At 48.1% G+C, this 20,622-nt stretch carries 13 protein-coding genes; 12 read left to right on the top strand and 1 reads right to left on the bottom strand.

Going from position 1 to position 20,622, the window contains the following annotated elements; translation table 11 throughout:
• The first annotated feature begins 333 nt into the window (after positions 1-333).
• From addB to MH117_RS10525, 6 genes are all read left to right on the top strand, one after another.
• The gene (gene addB, locus MH117_RS10550; RefSeq protein WP_239328600.1) at positions 334-3,855 is read left to right on the top strand and encodes a helicase-exonuclease AddAB subunit AddB; all 3,522 of its coding nucleotides are present in this window, start codon (positions 334-336) and stop codon (positions 3,853-3,855) included.
• Positions 3,848-8,044 carry a helicase-exonuclease AddAB subunit AddA gene (addA, locus tag MH117_RS10545; RefSeq protein WP_239328598.1) on the top strand — a complete coding sequence of 1,399 codons (4,197 nt, stop codon included), beginning with the start codon at positions 3,848-3,850 and terminating at the stop codon, positions 8,042-8,044. Before addB ends, addA begins: the two co-directional genes overlap by 8 nt.
• A 30-nt stretch (positions 8,045-8,074) precedes the next feature.
• Entirely contained in the window at positions 8,075-9,277 is a 1,203-nt protein-coding gene (locus tag MH117_RS10540; RefSeq protein WP_239328597.1) for an exonuclease SbcCD subunit D, read from the top strand.
• A complete protein-coding gene (locus MH117_RS10535) occupies positions 9,274-12,873 on the top strand; it encodes an AAA family ATPase (RefSeq protein WP_239328596.1) in 3,600 nt (1,199 codons plus the stop codon). Before MH117_RS10540 ends, MH117_RS10535 begins: the two co-directional genes overlap by 4 nt.
• A 490-nt stretch (positions 12,874-13,363) precedes the next feature.
• Positions 13,364-14,086: a hypothetical protein gene (locus MH117_RS10530; protein WP_239328595.1), complete on the top strand. Its 723-nt coding sequence runs from the start codon at positions 13,364-13,366 to the stop codon at positions 14,084-14,086.
• Between the two features lie 529 nt (positions 14,087-14,615).
• Positions 14,616-15,083 carry a hypothetical protein gene (locus tag MH117_RS10525; protein WP_239328594.1) on the top strand — a complete coding sequence of 156 codons (468 nt, stop codon included), beginning with the start codon at positions 14,616-14,618 and terminating at the stop codon, positions 15,081-15,083.
• A gap of 63 nt (positions 15,084-15,146) precedes the next feature.
• On the opposite strand, the gene MH117_RS26505 is transcribed toward MH117_RS10525, so the two are convergent.
• Positions 15,147-15,899, bottom strand: a complete 753-nt coding sequence (locus tag MH117_RS26505) for a molybdenum cofactor biosynthesis protein (RefSeq protein ID WP_275444569.1) — start codon at positions 15,897-15,899, stop codon at positions 15,147-15,149.
• A 256-nt stretch (positions 15,900-16,155) separates the two neighbouring features.
• Here MH117_RS26505 and MH117_RS10510 point away from each other — a divergent pair, with 256 nt between their 5' ends.
• The 6 genes from MH117_RS10510 to MH117_RS10485 all read left to right on the top strand — a co-directional run bounded on the left by MH117_RS10510 (position 16,156) and on the right by MH117_RS10485 (position 20,465).
• Entirely contained in the window at positions 16,156-16,506 is a 351-nt protein-coding gene (locus tag MH117_RS10510) for a histidine triad nucleotide-binding protein (protein WP_239328593.1), read from the top strand.
• A gap of 180 nt (positions 16,507-16,686) precedes the next feature.
• Positions 16,687-16,860, top strand: coding sequence for a 30S ribosomal protein S21 (gene rpsU, locus MH117_RS10505; protein ID WP_005547957.1), 174 nt, complete (start codon positions 16,687-16,689; stop codon positions 16,858-16,860).
• Between the two features lie 15 nt (positions 16,861-16,875).
• Positions 16,876-17,319, top strand: a complete 444-nt coding sequence (locus tag MH117_RS10500) for a GatB/YqeY domain-containing protein (RefSeq protein WP_028544927.1) — start codon at positions 16,876-16,878, stop codon at positions 17,317-17,319.
• A gap of 168 nt (positions 17,320-17,487) precedes the next feature.
• Complete coding sequence (locus MH117_RS10495; protein ID WP_239328592.1) at positions 17,488-18,894, top strand: NfeD family protein; 1,407 nt, start codon at positions 17,488-17,490, stop codon at positions 18,892-18,894.
• Positions 18,895-18,982: 88 nt separating this feature from the next.
• Positions 18,983-19,969: a flotillin-like protein FloA gene (floA, locus tag MH117_RS10490; protein WP_239328591.1), complete on the top strand. Its 987-nt coding sequence runs from the start codon at positions 18,983-18,985 to the stop codon at positions 19,967-19,969.
• A 10-nt stretch (positions 19,970-19,979) separates the two neighbouring features.
• Complete coding sequence (locus MH117_RS10485) at positions 19,980-20,465, top strand: hypothetical protein (protein WP_239328589.1); 486 nt, start codon at positions 19,980-19,982, stop codon at positions 20,463-20,465.
• The last annotated feature ends 157 nt before the right edge of the window (positions 20,466-20,622 follow it).

Here is a 20,622-nt window from a genome sequence, read left to right as displayed (position 1 = left end):
ATTTGGCTGCTAAGCACTGGCTTAAGCGCCTGAGCGCCATCCAAGGGTAGAGGATTTCACTATCTATGGATGGCTTTTTTATGTCGTGCGGGCTCACAACAACAGGTGAAAGAAGTCAAATTCGATACGCTGTTCGTTCTCTAATCTTGCATGCTGCGGCAATCTTTACAAACGAGTGTTCTTATAATTGTCATGTTATAATGGTACCTAACAGGCAGATGGTGAGCGCTGTGCATAACAAAGTGTGTTATTTATTGGTATCGTGTAGAACCAAAAAATTATTCATGAACCATTTATATATAACAATAGAGGAAAATGGAGAGGGAGATGGCGATGGCATTAACATTTATGATCGGCAGATCAGGCAGCGGCAAGACCACTGCTGTACTGAACAGACTGCGCGAGCGATTGAGCGCATCTCCGGAAGGTCCACCGCTTATTTTGCTAGTACCCGAACAAGGAACTTTCCAAATGGAGCATACGCTTGTGAAGTCAGAAGGACTGAATGGCTTGCTGCGTGCTCAAGTATTTAGCTTTCGGCGGTTGGCCTATCGAGTGATGCAGGAAACAGGCGGGGCCTCATTAACCCCAATTAACGAGGAAGGCAAGAAAATGCTGCTGTATAAAATATTACAGCGGCATAAACAGGACCTACCCTTGTTTGCGGGAGCTTCTGAGCAGTTCGGCTTCATTGATAAGTTAAACTCGTTATTTGATGAGATGAAACGTTACCGCATTCAAACTGCAGACGTAGAGGAGCAATTGTCTTTGTTAAGCGGGACAAGCGGGCATCCCCTGCTCTCCGCAAAGCTGCATGATATTGCGGGTGTGATGCATGAATTTGAAGCGGAGTTGGCTCATCACTATTTGGATGGCGAAGATGTACTGATGCGTCTTGCAGAGAACGTGCCTCAGTCAGCTTATATTCGTGAAGCAGAAATATGGATAGACGGCTTTCATGGTTTTACGCCACAAGAGCTGTCTGTATTAGCAGCACTTTTACTTCATGCGAAGCAAGTTCATCTGACATTAACGCTAGATCGCCCTTACGAACGTGGAGAGCTTCCACAAGAACTGAACTTGTTCCATCCTACAGCAACGACTTATTGCAAATTGCAGGATATGGCTGACACATTAAGTGTGCCCATTAACGACGTGGTCTGGCTCCGAGAAGCGGAAGGCAGAAGGCTGCCGCGTTTTAATTCAGTGCCGATGTTAGCTCACTTGGAACGCAGCTTTGAACGGCGCAGGCCATGGCAGGAGGCAACAACGCAACTAGAGGAACAGCAAGCGATATCGGTGCATGCCGCCGTAAACCGTCGTACGGAAGTTGAAGCAGTGGCGCGGGACATGCTGCGTCGCGTTCGCGGCGGCGAAACTAGATGGCGGGATATGGCTATAATGGTGCGTAATATTGGGAATTATGCAGAACTGATCCAGACTGTTTTTACCGATGCGGATATTCCTTTTTTTATGGATCAAAAGCGTGGCGTTCTGCATCATCCGTTCGTAGAGATGACTCGTGCTGCACTGGATATTATGCTTGGATATTGGCGTGCGGATGCTGTATTTCGTTTTGTAAAGACTGAGTTTATTCTTCCGGAGGATGGTTCGATTACTAGGGCCAATCTGGATCGGTTTGAGAATTATGTACTGGCCACAGGTATCGAAGGGTCACGTTGGACAAATGGCAGGCCTTGGCCCACAGTGCCTTCTCTGTCATTGGAAGAACACGATGACCTTGATATATCGGCAAAACAGGCTCCGGCTTGGGTTGAACAGTGTCGTCAGTTGATCGCTGAGCCTGTTGCTGACCTGCAGCATACATTGGCTCGTGCGCAAAATGTGCGCCGTATGTGCGAGGGCTTGTATCAGTTCTGGATGAACTTGCAAGTTCCGCAACAATTGGAACGTATGAGCACAGAAGCACTTCTGAACGGTGACGTGCAGCGTTCACGTGAGCATCGTCAAATGTGGGGAGCGGTACTGGATATTCTTGACCAGATGGTTGAGATGGTCGGGGATGAAAAGATGTCGATCGAAAGCTTTGCTGGGATGCTCGAGACTGGGTTCGAGAGCGTTAAGCTTGCACTTGTGCCGCCAGCACTTGATCAAGTGCTGATTGCAACGATGGACCGTACGAGGTCAGGTCAGATTCATCATTTGTACATGTTAGGAGTAAATGATGGCGTTATTCCGGCGCGACCACTCGAAGAAGGGGTGCTGACGGAACATGAGCGTGACGTATTGCTTGACATGGGAATGGAATTAGCCCCCGGCATACGGCGCAAGCTGCTTGACGAGCGATTCCTGATCTATAATGCGTTGTCTGCTCCGTGCAGCAGTCTGTGGGTGAGTTATGCACTTGCTGATGAGGAAGGAAAATCACTGATTCCGTCAGAAGTTATCCGTATGCTGCGTACGATGTTTCCGCATGTACAGGAGCAGCTTCTCATGACGGAGCCTAATGAATTTATGTCTGAATCAGAGCAGTTCGCATATGTATCGCATCCAGAGACTGCGCTGCGGCATTTGATTGCTCAACTGCGCGAATGGAGGCGTGGGCGGGAGATTGCACCTGTCTGGTGGGAGGTTTATCGCTGGTTTCAATCCAATCCCAGATGGCATGACCGCTTAAGCACGCTGGTGGGTTCGCTTGTGTACCGAAATCAGGTACAGCCATTAGAACAATCAACAAGTCGGATGCTGTATGGCAAGAAGCTGCGGACGAGCGTGTCACGTATGGAACGTTTTGTTGCTTGTCCATTTTCCCATTTTGCTTCGCACGGTTTAAAGCTGAAGGAACGGCAGTTATATCGTTTAGAGGCACCTGATATTGGTCAATTGTTCCATGCGGCATTAAGCCGTTTCGCAACCGACTTAAAGTCAGACGGCCGTACTTGGGCGGCTTTAACACCCGATGAGTGTCGAGCAGAGGCAGATCGAATTGTAGACATCCTGGCACCGCGCCTGCAAGGGGAAATTCTGCTCAGCACGAAGCGATATCAGCATATTTCTCGTAAGTTGAAGCAGATCGTCAGCCGGGCAGCATCGGTAATCGGCGAACATTCAAAGCGCGGAGAATTTGAACCATTGGCATTGGAAATGGACTTCGGCCCTGATAAGCCGCTGCCCCCGCTTATTTTTACGTTAGCTAATGGTTGTACGATGGAGATTGTTGGCCGAATTGACCGTGTGGACTGCGCCGATAGTGAACAGGGCATTTTGCTGCGCCTTGTAGATTATAAGTCTAGTGCGACAGATCTCAAGCTGCACGAAGTGTATTATGGGCTGTCCCTACAGATGCTGACTTACTTGGATGTGCTGTTGACCAATGCCGAAGAATGGATCGGGCAGACAGCTCTTCCGGCAGGAGCGTTATATTTTCACGTGCATAATCCTTTGCTTGCAGCATCCAATGGCATGGACGAAGACCAAGCTCATGAACAACTGCTGAAGAAGTTCAAGCTTAAAGGTCTTGTGCTGGCCGACCGCGAGGTTGTATCCAAGATGGATGCTCCGTTAGAGAAGGGGTATTCGGATGTGATTCCGGTAGCCGTCAAGCAGGATGGCTCATTTTATAGCAATGCAAGCGTCGCGACGACTGAGCAGTGGGATCTGCTTCGTCATACCGCACGCAATGTAATCCAGCGTATCGGTACGCAGATTACCGAAGGAGATGTACAGATTGAGCCTTACCGGATGGGGACACACAAAGCGTGTGATTTTTGTGATTTCAAGCCTGTATGCCAATTTGATGAACTGGTAGAGGGTAATCAATATAATCAGCTTCCGAAGTTAAGCAAGGAAGAAGTATGGATCAAGCTGCAGGAAGGGGGAAGGGAACATGAGTGATACAGATAAACAAGGGCATGCAGCTTTGTCACTTGATCGCTTGGACGATGTAGATGTAAATGTTGAAACAAGAGGCAGCAATGATGTCGGGACTGTACGGGAACTGATTATCACAGATGCAGAGTTACAAAAGAATGCCGTTCATCAGTCCGAGCACGAGCAGATAGCTGTTAGCCTTCCTCCTAAGCCGATTGGCTCCAAATGGACAGACGAACAGTGGCGTGCTGTCGTTGATGGCGGTCGACATATCCTTGTTGCTGCTGCGGCAGGTTCAGGTAAGACAGCAGTACTAGTGGAACGTATTATTCGTAAAATTAGCGATGAGAGCAACCCTGTGCATGTCGATCAGTTGTTGGTGGCCACATTTACCAAAGCGGCTGCGGCGGAGATGAGGGAACGTATTCGCCTTGCGCTCGAAGGAGCGCTGGAGCTCAATGCTGAATCAGAGCATTTGCAAAGGCAGTTGGCACTGTTGAATCGTGCTTCTATCACAACACTGCACTCATTCTGTCTTGAAGTGATCCAACGATATTTCCAAACGATAGGTCTGGACCCCGCCTTCCGTGTCGCGAATGCTACCGAAACGGAGGTCATCCGGCAAGATGTGCTGCAGGATCTTTTTGAAGAGCTTTATGCAGAAGAAGATGAATTGTTCCGCAGACTTGTGGATTGGTTTAGTGGAGAACGGAACGATGAAGCTGCTTTTCGCCTGATTCAGCGACTGTATGATTTTTCACACAGTCATCCTTGGCCGAATGAATGGATTAGCGGTATGGTGACGTCCTTTAAAGCACAGTCAATAGAAGAATTATCCCACACGCCGTGGGCGGAAAGTGTAATGAAGGACACAAGGCTAGGTCTGAATGCAGTTGTAGAACTGCTTCGTCAAGCCCTACAGCTGACGACAGCGCCCGGAGGGCCGGAACCTTATCAAGCGGCGCTGCAGCCTGAATTGGAGGCTGCTCGTGCCATTATGGAAGCTGCAGAACGTCTCCCTTGGCACGAGATGAGCGGCAGTATAGAGCAGCTTGAGTTCGGCAGATTGGCGGCCTGTCGCGGAGATAAGTATGACAAATCACTGCAGGAACAGACGAAGCGGCTTCGTGATCAGGCGAAAGCGCGGTACCAGCAGCTTCGTGAGGAATTGTATCGCCGGACGCCAGCGCAATTTCTCAAGGAACTGCATGAGATGGCCCCGCTGATGGATAAGATGGCTGGTGTCGTTAAGGCATTTGGCGAGCGTTACGAGCTAGCCAAACGGGCTAAGGGTTTACTTGATTTTTCTGACTTGGAGCATTATTGCTTACGAATTTTACGTACAAAGGATTCAACGGCAGCTCGTACGCTTCCTTCTGATGCAGCGCTGCAGTACCGGGAACAGTTTGTAGAAATTTTGTTGGATGAATACCAAGATACGAACATGGTTCAAGAAGCCATTGTTAACTTAATTACACGTGATGGTGTTGGGAATCGATTTATGGTCGGTGATGTCAAGCAAAGTATTTATCGTTTCCGACTTGCGGAGCCAGGATTGTTCTTGGCCAAATATGAATCGTACCGTCCAGGTCGCGAAGGCGAAGGCACGAGGATCGATCTTGCGCGCAATTTCCGGAGTCGCAAACAGGTGGTAGATGCGGTTAATATGCTGTTTAGACAGGTGATGAACAAACAGGTGGCAGAGCTTGAGTATGATCAAGCTGCTGAACTGCAATTCGGCGCAGCATATTATCCAGAATCGTCTGACAGTGCAGGAGAGCCTCAAAGCGTTGCGGCAGAGCTGCTGCTCATTGAGAAGGGCAGTCGGGTAGAAGCTGTTCATGAAGAGGACGACGATGTGGCTGTTGATGAGGTGATGGCTGATCATCCGACAGCTCCGGCTGTAGACGCCGCTGAACTGGAAACGGCACGCTTAGAAGCTCGTGCAATTGCTGCACGGATTCGACGGATGCTAGGCGATGAGGGAGAGTCGCCGTATCTCATATTTGACGGCAAGCTGCAGCGTATGCGTCCGGTCACCTATCGGGATGTCGTAATCTTGTTAAGGGCTACATCAGCCTGGGCGCCTTTAATGGTAGAAGAGCTTCGACTTGAAGGAATCCCGGCATATGCGGAGTTCAGTACAGGGTATTTTCAGGCTACTGAAGTTGAAGTGATGGTGTCATTGCTTCGTGTAATAGACAACCCTTATCAAGATATTCCGCTTGCTGGCGTGCTTCGCTCACCTATCGTTGGCCTGACAGCAGAGGAACTGGCACAGGTTCGTCTGCATGGATCAAACATGCCTTATGCGGACGCACTTCAATTGGCTGCTGATGAGCCAATAGAGACTCCGGCTGGTGATGGCTCATTGCCGCATGACGAAACGGGACATACGCGGGGTCAGCCACATCTTAGTATGAGTACTAGAAATCGAATTCGCTCTTTCCTACAGCAATTGGAGAATTGGCGGAACGAATCGCGGCAAGGCTCATTGTCTGAATTGATCTGGCGAATTTACCGCGAGACAGGATATTTTGAATGGATTGGCGGGCTTGCTGGCGGTACGCAGAGACAAGCTAATCTGCGTGCTTTATATGATCGTGCACGACAATACGAGGCTTCCTCCGTAAGAGGACTGTTTCGTTTTCTGCGCTTCATAGACCGTATGCGTGGTACTGGCGGCGATCTAGGCACAGCAAGAGCGTTGGGTGAGCAGGAGGATGTCGTTCGTATTATGACCATCCATAAAAGTAAGGGGTTGGAATTTCCTGTTGTATTTGTTGCAGGGCTTGCCAAGATGTTCAACCAGCAGGATTTGAATGCTTCCTTCTTGATGCACAAGCAGCTTGGATTTGGACCGAAATACGTTGATGAGGCGACACGAGTCACCTATCCCACGCTGGCTAATTTAGCAATACGGAGACAGATGAAGCTGGAATTGCTTGCGGAAGAGCAGCGTGTTCTCTATGTAGCTTTAACGAGACCTAAAGAAAAGTTGATACTTGTCGGTACGGTTAGCGATGCCGTAAAAGAAATTCGCCAGTGGGGTGAGGCGCTTGATATTAATGAGATGTTGCTTCCCGATTATATGATCGCACGGGCCAGGTCCTACTTGGATTGGATTGGTCCAGCGATCATTCGACATGCTGCCGCAGCAGATTGGCGCAATTATGCAGGGCTTCCCAATCGGAACGGTGAATGTATGCTGGAAGAGACAGCGCAGTGGAAATTGTCTATCGTATCAGCATCTGTACTGGCGCTGCAGCTTGATACAAGCGCTGAGGATACGCTTCCCCAAGTGATGGCAGAGCAGTTGGAGCGACTCGTACAGTTGGATGAGTGGGCTGAAGTCGAAGACCCATCGAATCCATCATTCCGGCCTTTCATAGAAGAGCGGTTAGGGTGGCGCAACCCCTATCGTATTGCGGAACTACTACCTGCTAAAACATCGGTTACCGAAATGAAGCGGCTGTTTACACAAGAGGAGTGGCCAGAATCTTCATGGGTACAGGCTGTCGGTGACGACGGGCAGGATGAGAAAGATCCAATGGCGGGATATACGCTGCAATTAAGGCGACCGCGCTTTATGGAGAATACTCGGCTTACAGCTGCTGAAAGAGGGACGGCATATCATTTCTTGATGCAGCATTTGCCGCTGGACCTTCAAGCAGGTATGACAACTGACATTATAAAGGCGACAATTGCGGTTATGGTGGAGCGAGACTTGATGTCACAACCTCAAGCTGATGCCATAGATGCAAATGCAGTACAAGCATTTTTTGAGCATGATATGGGTCGCAGATTGCTGGGCAGTAAGTTGGTTTATCGTGAAATGCCATTCAGTTACGGATTGACGGCAACAGAAGCCTATGCAATCGAAATGAACCAAGTGGAAACGGATATGGGTGATAAGCTTCGTTTTGTTGCGACATCAACCTTTGCCGCTCGTGATGATGCAGGCTTGCTGGACCATGAGACAGTGCTGGTACAAGGTGTAATTGACTGTTTGTTTGAGCATGAAGGCAAGCTTATTTTACTGGATTTCAAGACAGATCGTGTACGCGCTGCGCGCGGGGGAGTTCAAGCTTTAGTTGACCATTATCGCTTCCAACTTGGTCTGTATGCACGAGCGATCGAGAAAATATGGAAACGGCCGGTGGATGTACAGGTGCTTTACTTTTTTGATGCCAAAGAAGCACACATCCTTTAGAAGAAGATACAGGAAAGGAGGCATGCATACATGCGAATATTGCATACGGCAGATTGGCACTTCGGTCGTACCCTTGAAGGGAGAAGCCGTTTGGAGGAGCAGGCAGCATTTGTTGACGAATTGGTAGACTTGGCAGATGAAGAAGGTATCGACCTCATTTTACTGGCGGGTGATGTATATGATTCGGTTAATCCGCCTGCTGCCGCTGAGCTGCTGTTTTATGAAGCGATTGAAAGACTTTCTAAGCGTGGCACACGTCCGATTGTCATCATATCAGGCAATCATGATCATCCGGAAAGATTGGCAGCTTCTGCGCCGTTGCTGCGCCATCAAGGCATCTTGATTGTAGGGCAGCCAACAGAGCAGCCCGTATTCGTGCCGATAGAAAGAACCGATGAGCAGGCTGTCATCGCTGCGTTGTCTTATCCTTCAGAGTCAAGACTGAAGCAGCTTCTGTCAGTGGACAACGATGAAGAGTCCATCCGGACGGCATATAGTGCAAGGGTAGGTCAATTGCTGGCAAAGCAGGCACAAGCCTATCGTAATGATAGTGTTAATCTGATGATGAGCCATCTGTATGTACTTGGTGGCAAAGAAAGTGAATCCGAACGTCCGATTCAGGTAGGCGGAGCTTACACTGTTGATCCCAGTGCTTTTGACGTATGCAGTGAGTCAGGCAGCAGAGCCCAATACACTGCTTTGGGACATCTTCATCGACCGCAGCGGGTGAAAGGACCCGGCGTTATCCGATACAGCGGGTCGCCGATTGGGTACAGCTTCTCTGAGGCGGGACAGACAAAGTCTGTAACGATTGTGGAGATTAGCCCTGGAACTACAGCGGCTGAGCCTGTTGAACATTATTTGAGCGCAGGAAGACCGCTAGCCAGTTGGCAAGTTAAAGGTGGTTATGGTGAGTTGTGCACATGGTTGGATGAGGGGCGTGATCGTAATGCATGGCTGGATGTGAATTTACATTTGCAGGAAGCGTTGACGATGGAACAGATTCAGCATATTCGCAAAGCGCATGCTGGCATTGTGCATATTCGCCCGGTATATCCAGAAATGCAAGAAATTCAGGCAGAGGCTGGACGCCGCAGCGACCTGCCAGTACAAGAACTGTTCCGTCGTTTTTACGAAAGGCAGACAGGTGGGGCAGTACCTGATGATACATTAATCAAACTATTCCTAGAGCTCGTAGGTGAGAGAGAACATGCGGAGGAGGTGGACGCATGAAGCCGATAGAACTGGCTCTGTCAGGGCTTCAAAGTTATCGTGAAGAACAACGAATCGACTTCCGAACTTTGAGTGAAAATGGGATTTTTGGCATATTTGGCCCTACAGGCAGTGGTAAATCTACCATTTTAGATGCCATTACACTGGCGCTGTACGGCAAAGTGGAACGGGCGACGAACGGAACGCAGGGGATTATGAATCAGGCAGAGGATCAACTGTCAGTTTCGTTTGCGTTTCAATTAAACGGTGTTCAGAGTTCGCGTATGTTTCGTGTAGAACGACGGTTCAAGCGGACAGGGGAGGCTACTGTCAGCAATACCGTAAGTCGGTTCATTGAAATAACATCTGATTCAGAGACGGTACTTGCAGACAAGCTTGCAGATGTGACTCGGATGGTTGAGTACCATATCGGATTAAAAATGGACGATTTTACTCGTGCGGTAGTATTGCCACAAGGGAAGTTCGCAGAATTTCTTTCGCTGAAAGGCAGTGATCGTCGTCAAATGCTGCAGCGACTGTTTTCGCTGGAGCAATATGGTGACGAGTTGGCAAGCAAGCTGTCTCGTCGTCTGAAGGCTACGGAGGCAGAAGTTAATTCTTGTGCAGCGGAACAGCAGGGTTTAGGAGATGCATCCGCAGAGGCGTTGACTTCTGTAGAGTCTGAGTTGACAGCCGCAGCCGCAGTGGCAGAAGCGGCACGTGCTGCTAAAGAGGCAGCTGCTTTACAATATCAAAAGCTTGCTGAGCAAAGAGATCGCCAAGCCGATCGCGTCAGCATCGCAAATCAACTGGCTCAATTGGAGCAGCAAGCAGATGCTGTAACGACCCATGAGCTACAGTTAAAAAGATCTGCGGAAGCAGAATTGCTGGCTCCGTATGCACAAGAAGCGGGACAGTCGCAGCTCCAATTGCTGCAGGATGAGGCTAAGCTTAAGCAAACGGAACTTGCTGCTGCAGCAAGTGAAGAGGAATGCAAGGCAGCAGAGCATGCCGCAAACAAAGCGCTGCTTGCAAGAGAGCAGCAAGAACCTGTGCTGCTTCATCGAATCGAGCAGCTAAAGCAGGCAGCGGAGTGGCATGAGGAGCTTGTGCGTTTGCGTCAAGATGCTGAACGAACACAGCTTGTGCTGGCACAAGCACAGGAGACAACTAAGAAGTCGGGCGTAGAGATCGAACGTTTTACACAGCTTATCGACAAGGCGGGTACCCGACAAGCTGAATTAAAACAACAGTTAAAGACGTTGGATCGGCCATTGGCTGAACGTGAAGCATTTCAATTAGCATGGCTTTCAAAGGAGCGTTTGGTTGAACTGCAAGCTAATGCTGCGCAGTTAGAAGCGCTCAATCAACTACAGGCTAACGCTGTAAATACAATTGAGCAGGAGATTGGGCAAGAAGTCCTGAACATTGTAGAGTGGGGGCACCCGGTACCGGCTTGGCGTCAATCTGTGTCATGGAAAGAGCGGCAATGGAAAGATAATGGCAAACGGCTGCTGCTGCTGACTGATCGGCTGAATGGCTTGTCAGCTTGGGCTGCACAGCATGTCCAGCACAGAACGAAATCATTACTGGCTGCTGAGCTTGCCAGCAGCTTGACGACTGGAGAGCCGTGTCCCGTATGTGGATCGGTTGATCATACATCTAATCGTGCGCACGTAGATCCTACTCCTGACATCGAGAGCTATCGGGTCCAGCGAGCAGCTGGGGAACAACTGCTGGAGCAATGTCAGCAGCTGCGTGAACAGGTCAAATCACTGTTAACTGAATCAACAGTTTCGTCTGAGCGTTGTGTCATACTCCGTCAAGAATTGCGAGAGCGGCTTGCGGATGTTGGCAGCAAAACTGCGGCACTACTGGGAGACAAGCTGGCTGAACAGATTGCTGCAGGACTGGAGAACAGCAATAGCGATGATACTGTGACGGGTGGGGAATTTGACAATACATCCGGCATACACCCTGATGCAGCTGTTACGGTCGAAAAAGTAAAGCGAGCTTGCGTTATTCTGGAATCAGAATGGGCAAGCGAAATGACAACAGTTGCTGCTGGTCAGCAACAATATGAGGAGATGTCTGAGCAGATTGAAATGATCGGGACACTTCATGATCAATTAACAAGTGAACTGGAATCATCTGTCGGCCTGAAAGATTCACTTATTCGCCAATTGGATGCGCATTTATGGCAGCTGCAGCAATTGTCTTCCAAAAGAGAGTCTGCGCGGGCAGTGCATGCAGAGACTAAGGTGCAGCTATCTGTCCTATTTTCACGCGTGTCTGAGTTGAGTCGTGTATACGAAGAAAATTATAGCCAATGGCCGTACGAGCAGCTGGATGAACTGCGCGCACAGTGGCTGCTTCGTGATCAGGAGGCGGAAGATTGTCGTCAGCGCATTGACCGCAGTGTAACCTATTTGGAAGAGACACAGGCGCAATATCGAGTATGCGATCTTCAACATCGCCAAGCTGAGATACAAGTGATTCAAAGTAATGCCGAGCTCCAAAGTGTGGTCAGAATAATGGAAGATCTAGACAAGCGTGTGGAGCCATGGCTGGTGCCAGGACCAATTACAGACCAGGTTATACAAGCTGAACGTCGATTAACTGATATCCGTGCCAACGCGGTACAGCTTACAGCTACCGTTGAAGCGGCTCGTCTGGCTGAGGCCAACGCCAAGGAACAGCTTGCACTAGCCAGACAGGCGTATCGATCGGCTGTGGAGCGTGCGGAGCAAGCAGCTGCCAAGCTGCAGCTGCAATTAGACAAGACAGGCTTTGCAACTGCAGCCGAAGCTGAAGCTTCGCTGCTGCCCATGCAGCAGCGCGACGATTTGCAGCAGCAGGTGAAGCAGTATCATGAACGATGTCAAGACCTTTCAAATCAATTGCGGAGACTCGATGAGCAGCTGCAGGGCATTCAGATCAGCGAGGAGGACTGGCAGGCATGTGTCGAGACCTGGGAACTTGCGCAGCAGCAAGACGAGGCGGCATTGTCAAGCCGTGCAAAGGCCGAGCGAGATGTGGAACAGCTGCGCAGCAAGCATAGTCGTTGGATGGCTTTGGAGCAGCGGCGCAGTGAAGGACAGTCGCTATTGAGCAGGCTGCAGCAGCTGCAAACTGTATTCAGGGGTAATGCATTTGTAGAGTATGTTGCGGAAGAGCAGCTTCTTCAAGTGAGCCGAGCGGCCTCTGAAAGACTAAAGGTGCTAACGAAGCAGCGATATTCGCTTGAAGTGGACTCGGGTGGTGGCTTTGTTATTCGTGACGATGCCAATGGCGGAATTCGACGCCCTGTCTCTACGCTGTCTGGTGGAGAGACGTTCTTAACATCACTGGCGCTGGCCCTTGCTTTATCCGCGCAGATTCAGCTAAGAGGCATGTATCCGCTCGAATTTTTCTTCTTGGATGAGGGATTTGGCACGTTGGATCCGGAATTACTTGATACGGTTGTGACTGCATTGGAGAAGCTGCATACAGATCGGCTATCTGTGGGTGTGATCAGCCATGTGCCCGAACTAAGAGCTCGGCTTCCGCGCAAGCTGGTTGTACAGCCTGCGGAGCAAGCTGGTAGAGGGTCGCGTATCATGTTGGAGAGCATGTAGAGGATAGAGCGAAAGTGTGTATTACCAGTAATGTAAAGGGATATGGGCTTGGAGCAGATATCGATGTGATGGCCTTTAATGCAAGTGACGGGTTCTTGCCTTCTATTCACTGGAGAACTTAGTGAACAGTGATTAGAATTATTAATTCCTTGCTGATTCTGGTCGTACATTTGCTGTAACGAAATGGATATTATTACGAAGTAAATGTGAGCTTTGTCACAGTTACAGTTTCAACCTACTGTTATAATACAGTTAGCCGACATCTTTATTGAATGGCACCTCGGTGATCGTATTGCTTGTGTAAACATTTTGACTCGTTTGCAGAAGAAATACGCTCACAGCGTTCAAGCGCTGCCTGCGTTTTGCAGGGTACGAGGTGTCTTTTTTTTGTTTTTATTTTGAGCCATATGAATAGTTGTCACCCCTCTGGGCCTAGGCGAATATCCTGCATTATTCAGATTACTTCTGCATGCATCAAGAGGAGGTTACTATGGAAAAAAAGAAATCGACAGGCCCAATCATTGAAAAACCAACTGGAGCTGGAAACGGGGCTAAAGCAGGGATAGGGACAGGATCAAGTGCAGGTGCAAATCAAGGAACAAATCAAGGAACAAATCTAATCCCAACCTCGAGTCCAGCGAAGAACCAAGCGTCTCTATCGCCGTCTGTTCCTATAAAAAGTCAAGTGCCCGTCTCCCCGCAGTCAGCATCTCCAGCAGCTCAAGTTGATTATAATTTGGAACCTGCTTCTACCCCATCCATGTTTCATTTATGCAAAATGCATATCAACAAAAACGTGCAGCTAACTACTGTGGATAACAATACTTATACAGGTGTGATTACACACGTTGATGAGCAATTTGTTCATCTTGCGGTCCCAAATGGGCATGCTCAACATGCCTCGGCAGGGCTGCCGGTGGGATACTCGGAACCAGTGCCTTGTCAGCCTATGTGCGGCTGCCAATCTTGGAATTACTCACCTTATATGTTCCGCGATCAATCTTACAGACCGCCATATGGCTATCATCCTTATCACAATTACGGTTCGCCATATGCTCGTCCGCCGTATTATGGGTATGGGGGAGGCTATTACCCTGGTTACTATCCAGGTTACTACCCAGGGTACAATCCATATGGTTATGGCTCTGGTTATGGCTACAATCCCATCATTCTCCCTTTGGCAACCTTGGTTGCCTTAAGCTTAATACCTTAACATCAATCTATGAAAAATGAATTATTATCGAACGTGCCTGGTTATCGCAGAGGGGATATCCTAATGTGAAATCAGGTTTTTTTGTGTGTAAAGTAATATAGGTGTCTTTTTTATGAAAAAATATCGACAATTGTTTGAACTTTGGAGTATAATGGATATAAATAAGGCGAAAATGTGAACGAGTCCGATTGACTATAGTCCGCGATGGAGATCTTGTGTAGGCAGCAGGAGTGCAGCGCTGATTGATGTAAGTTACGGAGTGCTTTTCTTTTCGCAGCTTACGATTTATATCTAAGTACTTCCATTAATGCTATATATCCATCAGCCGCAGCACCTGCTTCCTTGACCTTTCTTCATTTTCTCATTATCGCTCTTATCCTAGACATCCCACTCATTGCTTTTTACACCATATGTTTAACAATCTCACTTTTAAAATGAAAAATGAGGCATGCCTTGGTTTCTAACTTAATTTTACCGTTCTATATTGACAACGCTTACAATTGACTAAATAACGAAAGGGGCGGTTGACATGCCAGCAGCTAACAAGCCGTTTAAGATCCAGTACCCGACTTCTAACATACAGGCGGTGGCGGTCGTTATACTAATGATTGCGAGCTTATTTAATGCACTTCCGTTGCTAAGAACGAATTATGTAGCTGAGGTTATCTGGGCGCTTGCAGCGTGGGAGCTCGTGTGTCTTTCTTATCTGGGGTTTGTAATTCACAAGATGAAAAGTAAACCGAGCAGCTTATCGTTGCAAGAAGATGAATTATGGGTTGAAGGAGTCGCATATAAAGCGAGCGAGATTCGAGATGTAATTATAATGGGCCGTCACAAACCATCAATTGGAGTTAAGTTGATAGGCAAAAGTTTTGTGCCGATGAACCTCTGCTTCAATTTCACAGAAGGTGAACAGGAAGGGATCAGCGCAATTCGAGATTGGGCGGAGCGTCATCAAGTGAAGCTTCGACAGAGCTTTTTTATTAAATGGATATAATAATCAACATTCAAGAGCAAGCTGTCTAACGGCATTCCCTGCATCGGGATGCCGTTAGCTGCATTAAGGCTTGTCTCCAGCAAGGGGATTCCATGGTCCGGGTCCGAGTTGGTGTCCTACCCACTCTGAACCATCCTCCCATATCTCCTTTTTCCAGATGGGGACAACTTGTTTTAACCTTTCAATGGCGTAGCGGCTTGCTTCATAGCAATCAGTGCGGCGGGGCGTCGACACGGCAATCACTACACTTGATTCACCGATATGAACCGTACCCAGTCGATGAGTAATAGCCGTTGCTGCACCTGGCCAGCGTGAGGTTATTTCGTCGCCGAGAGAACACAACATATGCAGCGCCATTGGGATATAAGCTTCATAATCCAGCTGCAACGTCCGCTTGCCGCCTGTATGCTCACGTGTAGTACCGATAAACACAAGGGCGGCTCCATGGTCTGGGTGCGACACCTTTCCCGCAACTTTCTCCACTTCAATCTTGTTGTATGTCAGTTCGTATCGACCGTCTTCCGTGCTCATAGAGGCTGCATCTGGCTCTGCGTGAGGTACAATCCCATCCCCACCGGATACAGGTGGAATAAGAGCGAGTTCTTGAACTTCAGTAACAGATTGGCTGTCTGCAGCATATCGCTGATCAACAGCCATAAATGATTGTTGGATTGCATATTCCGCTCGAGGATAAAGCATGCTAAGCTCCTGTTTTAATTGTGCAACAGTAAGCGAAGGCGAATCACTTGCTAATGATACTTCTGAATTTCCAACCAGATCGGCCAATCCGGCAAATAGCTGCACTTTGTAGGGCATACTCCATCTCCTTGCTTTCCCATGCATAGTGGGTTGAACTGTACTACTTATTATAGGGTGCAAATATATTAGCGTCCATGTCCATACCGAGAGCTCAAGATCGCACTAGCCTAACACAATTTCGCAAAAATTGGACGTTTTTAACGTTTTTCGGTATTATAATAAGACAAGCCTATTTGCAATGATCTTTAACACTGGTTTTGATCTATATACAAGTGTAAAAGGTATGCCATACATAAAGGGAGGTTATTCTAGAATGGATTGCATTTTTTGCAAAATTATCGAAGGTTCTATTCCTTCCAAGAAGGTATTTGAAAATGAGCATGTAGTTGCGTTCCATGATATTGGTCCTAAGGCTCCCGTACATATTCTCATTATTCCGAAGAAGCATATCGCTACCATGAACGATGTGGAAGGCGAAGATTTCGCATTGATCGGAGAAGTGCATAAGGCAGCTCAACAAATCGCGCGTGAGACGGGCGTAGCTGAGACTGGCTACCGTTTGGTTAACAACTGCGGCAAAGATAGCGGTCAGTTAGTATTTCACATTCATTACCATTTGCTTGGCGGCGAATCTCTGGGAGATTTGGTCGGCCCAAAGGCGTAACAACGGAGTAACCAGATACCGTTCAAGATTGCGAAACAACTGTAAAAAAATACGTTAAATACGTAATTGTTTACAGTTGGTATTCGCGAGGTTGACACTATATTTCTGTTTCACATATAATGTAGTTTGATGAACCGTGATTTGTTCTTGGAACGGTCTGGTCGGAGGGAGGGAAAACTGGTGTCTGAAACTAAAGTTCGCAAAAACGAGACAATCGATGCTGCACTCCGTCGCTTTAAGCGCTCCATCGCCAAAGATGGCGTGTTGGCTGAAGTTAAAAAGCGTAAGCACTATGAAAAGCCAAGCGTCAAGCGCAAGAAGAAGTCCGAGGCTGCTCGTAAGAGAAAGTTTTAGGAGGAACATGTAATAATGGATCTGAGCCAAAGATTGAACGAAGATATGAAGCAAGCGATGAAGAGTCAAGACAAGTTCAAACTCTCCACCATCCGGATGATTCGTTCGGCGATCAAGAATGTTGAGATAGATGTAAAAAGAACTTTGAATGACGATGAAGTGCTTGAGATTCTGAGTCGTGAAATCAAACAGCGGAAAGATGCCCTCCAAGAGTTCGAGAAAGCAAGTCGGTTCGACCTTGTGGATAACGTTAAAGCAGAGATTGACATATTGTCGGTATACCTTCCCGCACAACTGTCCGAAGAGGAATTACAAGTCATTGTACAAGAGACCATCCAAGAGAGCGGTGCTTCTTCGAAGGCGGAAATGGGGAAAGTAATGGCTGCCCTCATGCCTAAGGTGAAGGGGCGTGCCGACGGCAAGCTTGTCAATGCCATTGTGCAACAACATCTGCAATAAGCGAATTAAGACAACTTTTCGATGAGACAGAAACACTCCTTGTTACAAGGAGTGTTTTTTCTTTGTCAGCTCCATGTAAACCTGAAACGCTAAGGTAGTTTTTCACGTATTACTTCGTATGATCAAAAAGATTACGTTTATATATACAACGCAAGGGGAGGTCGAGGGGTGATACATTTGCATTGGCAGTTTATAAAGCGCTTATGTGCAAGTGCAATGCTGCTGCTTGTAGTGGCAGGTATGGCTGGATTAGGCATCGTGCCGCAAGCACAGGCGCAGACGTTAGCCCAGTCTAAGGTTGCATCGACAGGCTCTGGGCAAGTAGTTGTTATTCCACTTAAGGGAACCGTTGATCCGGTCATGCATACCTTCATGAAGCGTGCATTTCAAGAAGCGGAAGCGCTTCAAGCGGAAGCAGTGGTCATTGAGATGGATACTCCAGGGGGGAGATTGGATAGTGCCTCCAAGATTGGACAGCTCATTGCAGACAGTCCGCTGCGAACGATTGTATTTGTACACGGCAAGGCAGCGTCTGCGGGCAGTTACATCGCGCTCAACGCCGATGAGATTGCGATGGCGTCTGGAAGCGCAATCGGCTCAGCAGCGATTGTTAACGGAAACCATGAGTTGGTAGAGGACCCTAAACTAATCGCCATGTGGATTAGTTTGATGCAGGGAGCTGCCGAGAAGAATGGTCGTGATGGTCTTATTGCCAAGGCGATGGTTGATGTAAAGTCTAAGATTGACTTGCCAAGCATCAACAAGACGAAGCAGCCCGGCGAAGTGCTGTCCATGAACACGAAGGAAGCACTTAAGTCCGGATATGCGGAATATGAAGCATCTTCCGTTGAGAATGTACTGCAGCAAGCGCAAATTAAAGATACTCAATTAATGCCAATTAATATGCAAGTATCTGAACAATTGGCGATATATTTAACAAACCCGATTATTGCTACGATCTTGTTATTTATTGGTATAGCGGGTGTCGCCATCGAACTTATCGTACCAGGCTTTGGAGTACCAGGCATTTTAGGCATTGTTGGATTTGCTTTTTATTTCTTCGGTGCATACGTTGCTGGTCTGGCCGGAATGGAGACAATCGTGTTATTCATCATAGGTCTGGTGTTGTTGGCATTAGAACTTTTTGTACCAAGCTTTGGTATACTGGGTATATTGGGCGGAGCCAGTCTGATTACTGGAGTCGTACGTGCAGCGTACGATACGTCTAACGCCTTGTTGTCACTAGGGATTGCATTTGTAGCGGCAGTTGCTGTTGTCATTGTAACTGCACGGATCTTTAAGCATAAGGGAATTTGGAACAAGTTTATATTAAAAGATAAGCTGACTGCTGAGGCAGGTTACGTTTCGCATTTGAATGAGGAGACGCTGCTGCATCAGATTGGGATTGCTTTAACCTCGCTTCGTCCAGCGGGAACAGCCATGTTTGGTGAACGTAAGGTGGACGTGGTTACAGATGGAACTTTTATTGACAAAGATAAGTCAGTGGAAGTTATACAAGTGGAAGGTGTTCGCGTAGTAGTTCGCGAAGCTGTAAATCACCACGAAGAGAAATAAGCAAGGGGTAAACTAATGAAGTTCCTTCTTCCTTTTTACCATATAAAGGATTGGGATAGATGAAAAAAGATTAAGTGGAGGTACACACATGGACCCATCAATCATCAGTATTTTGCTTATTGCGGTAGTTGTAGTTATCGTATTGAGCGTATTTCTTAGCTTCTTCCCGGTCATGCTCTGGATCAGTGCCATTGCATCGGGAGTCCGCGTAGGCATTATTACGCTTGTGGCAATGCGCCTTCGTCGTGTAACGCCTAGTCGTATCGTTAATCCGCTAATCAAGGCTTCCAAAGCTGGTCTTGGATTAACCCTCAATCAGTTGGAAAGTCACTATCTGGCCGGTGGTAACGTTGACCGTGTCGTGAATGCATTAATCGCTGCACAGCGGGCGAACATTAACCTTGAATTCGAACGCGCTGCAGCGATCGACCTTGCTGGTCGTGACGTACTGCAAGCTGTTCAAATGAGCGTTAACCCTCGTGTCATCGAGACACCGATTGTGGCTGCTATGGCGAAAGACGGGATTGAAGTTCGCGTTCGCGCCCGGGTTACTGTTCGTGCTAATATTGATCGCCTTGTCGGTGGTGCTGGTGAAGAGACCATTATTGCCCGTGTAGGTGAGGGTATCGTTACGACGGTTGGTAGTGCGAACACTCATAAAGATGTTTTGGAGAACCCGGATATGATCTCCCGTACTGTGTTAGGCAAAGGTTTGGATGCAGGAACTGCCTTTGAGATCTTGTCTATTGATATTGCGGATGTGGATGTAGGTAAAAATATCGGTGCAAACCTGCAAACGGAACAGGCAGAGGCTGATAAGCGTATCGCGCAAGCGAAGGCGGAAGAACGCCGTGCAATGGCGGTTGCGCTTGAGCAAGAGATGCGTGCTCGTGTCGTAGAGATGCGCGCGCGAGTCGTGGAATCCGAATCACAAGTCCCACTCGCAATGGCAGAAGCATTGAGTTCTGGCAAACTCGGGGTAATGGACTACATGAATCTGAAAAATATTGAAGCGGATACGCATATGCGCGGTTCGATCGGCGGTAAAGGTACCGATCCTAAATCAGAAGGCTAGGCGATAAGCCATGGAGAAAATAATTGACCTTGTGTTTAGCAATCCGATTATTGCCATTGCCATATTAGGTTTTTTGTTTTCCTTGCTAGGCAAGGGAAAGAAGCAAACCAACCGTATGCCGAGCTTTGGCGGGGACCAGAGAGCGGGAGATTCATCCGGACGACAATCGCATGGCGAGCAGGATGATGAGGGTGAGCAGTTGTTTGAAGAGCCAGCTCCGCAATCTCAGACGCTAATGTCGGAGTCGCCGTCGTTGGCAGCAGATTCTTCCGGTACAGCTATGCGGACTTCGTCTAGCTATCAAGAGCGTCAGGCCATGAGTCATCGAGCAGTGGCGACTCGTGACAGCATGCATGCGCCTAATCCAATTGAAGAAGATGAGATTCAAGATGAGTGGCAGCAGGCAGGTGTATCTGTAGAAGATGCGCGTCGTGGAGTCATTTGGGCTGAGATCATTGGTCCGCCGCGTTCGAAGCGACCGCACGGGCAACGATAAATAGCAAAAAAAGAACACACATACTCCGATAGTTAAGGGTGGTAGTAGGCCCTTTGATCGGAGTATGTGTGTTTTGTTTTGGGGCGAAAACGATCGTTTTGATGCGATATGAACTTAAGTACTGTCCATTTTAGTACTAAAAGGCTGTTAACTCGTA

The organism is Paenibacillus sp. ACRRX, from assembly GCF_022346885.1.
Lineage (GTDB): Bacteria > Bacillota > Bacilli > Paenibacillales > Paenibacillaceae > Paenibacillus_B.
The sequence above is the reverse complement of the archived record's forward strand: the minus strand, read 5'-3'. Positions and strand labels throughout refer to the sequence as shown.

Coding starts and splice junctions, on each gene's coding strand:
- addB (WP_239328600.1), top strand. CDS start 334: ATGGCATTAACATTTATGATCGGCAGATCAGGCAGCGGCAAGACCACT.
- addA (WP_239328598.1), top strand. CDS start 3,848: ATGAGTGATACAGATAAACAAGGGCATGCAGCTTTGTCACTTGATCGC.
- MH117_RS10540 (WP_239328597.1), top strand. CDS start 8,075: ATGCGAATATTGCATACGGCAGATTGGCACTTCGGTCGTACCCTTGAA.
- MH117_RS10535 (WP_239328596.1), top strand. CDS start 9,274: ATGAAGCCGATAGAACTGGCTCTGTCAGGGCTTCAAAGTTATCGTGAA.
- MH117_RS10530 (WP_239328595.1), top strand. CDS start 13,364: ATGGAAAAAAAGAAATCGACAGGCCCAATCATTGAAAAACCAACTGGA.
- MH117_RS10525 (WP_239328594.1), top strand. CDS start 14,616: ATGCCAGCAGCTAACAAGCCGTTTAAGATCCAGTACCCGACTTCTAAC.
- MH117_RS26505 (WP_275444569.1), bottom strand. CDS start 15,899: ATGCCCTACAAAGTGCAGCTATTTGCCGGATTGGCCGATCTGGTTGGA.
- MH117_RS10510 (WP_239328593.1), top strand. CDS start 16,156: ATGGATTGCATTTTTTGCAAAATTATCGAAGGTTCTATTCCTTCCAAG.
- MH117_RS10500 (WP_028544927.1), top strand. CDS start 16,876: ATGGATCTGAGCCAAAGATTGAACGAAGATATGAAGCAAGCGATGAAG.
- floA (WP_239328591.1), top strand. CDS start 18,983: ATGGACCCATCAATCATCAGTATTTTGCTTATTGCGGTAGTTGTAGTT.
- MH117_RS10485 (WP_239328589.1), top strand. CDS start 19,980: ATGGAGAAAATAATTGACCTTGTGTTTAGCAATCCGATTATTGCCATT.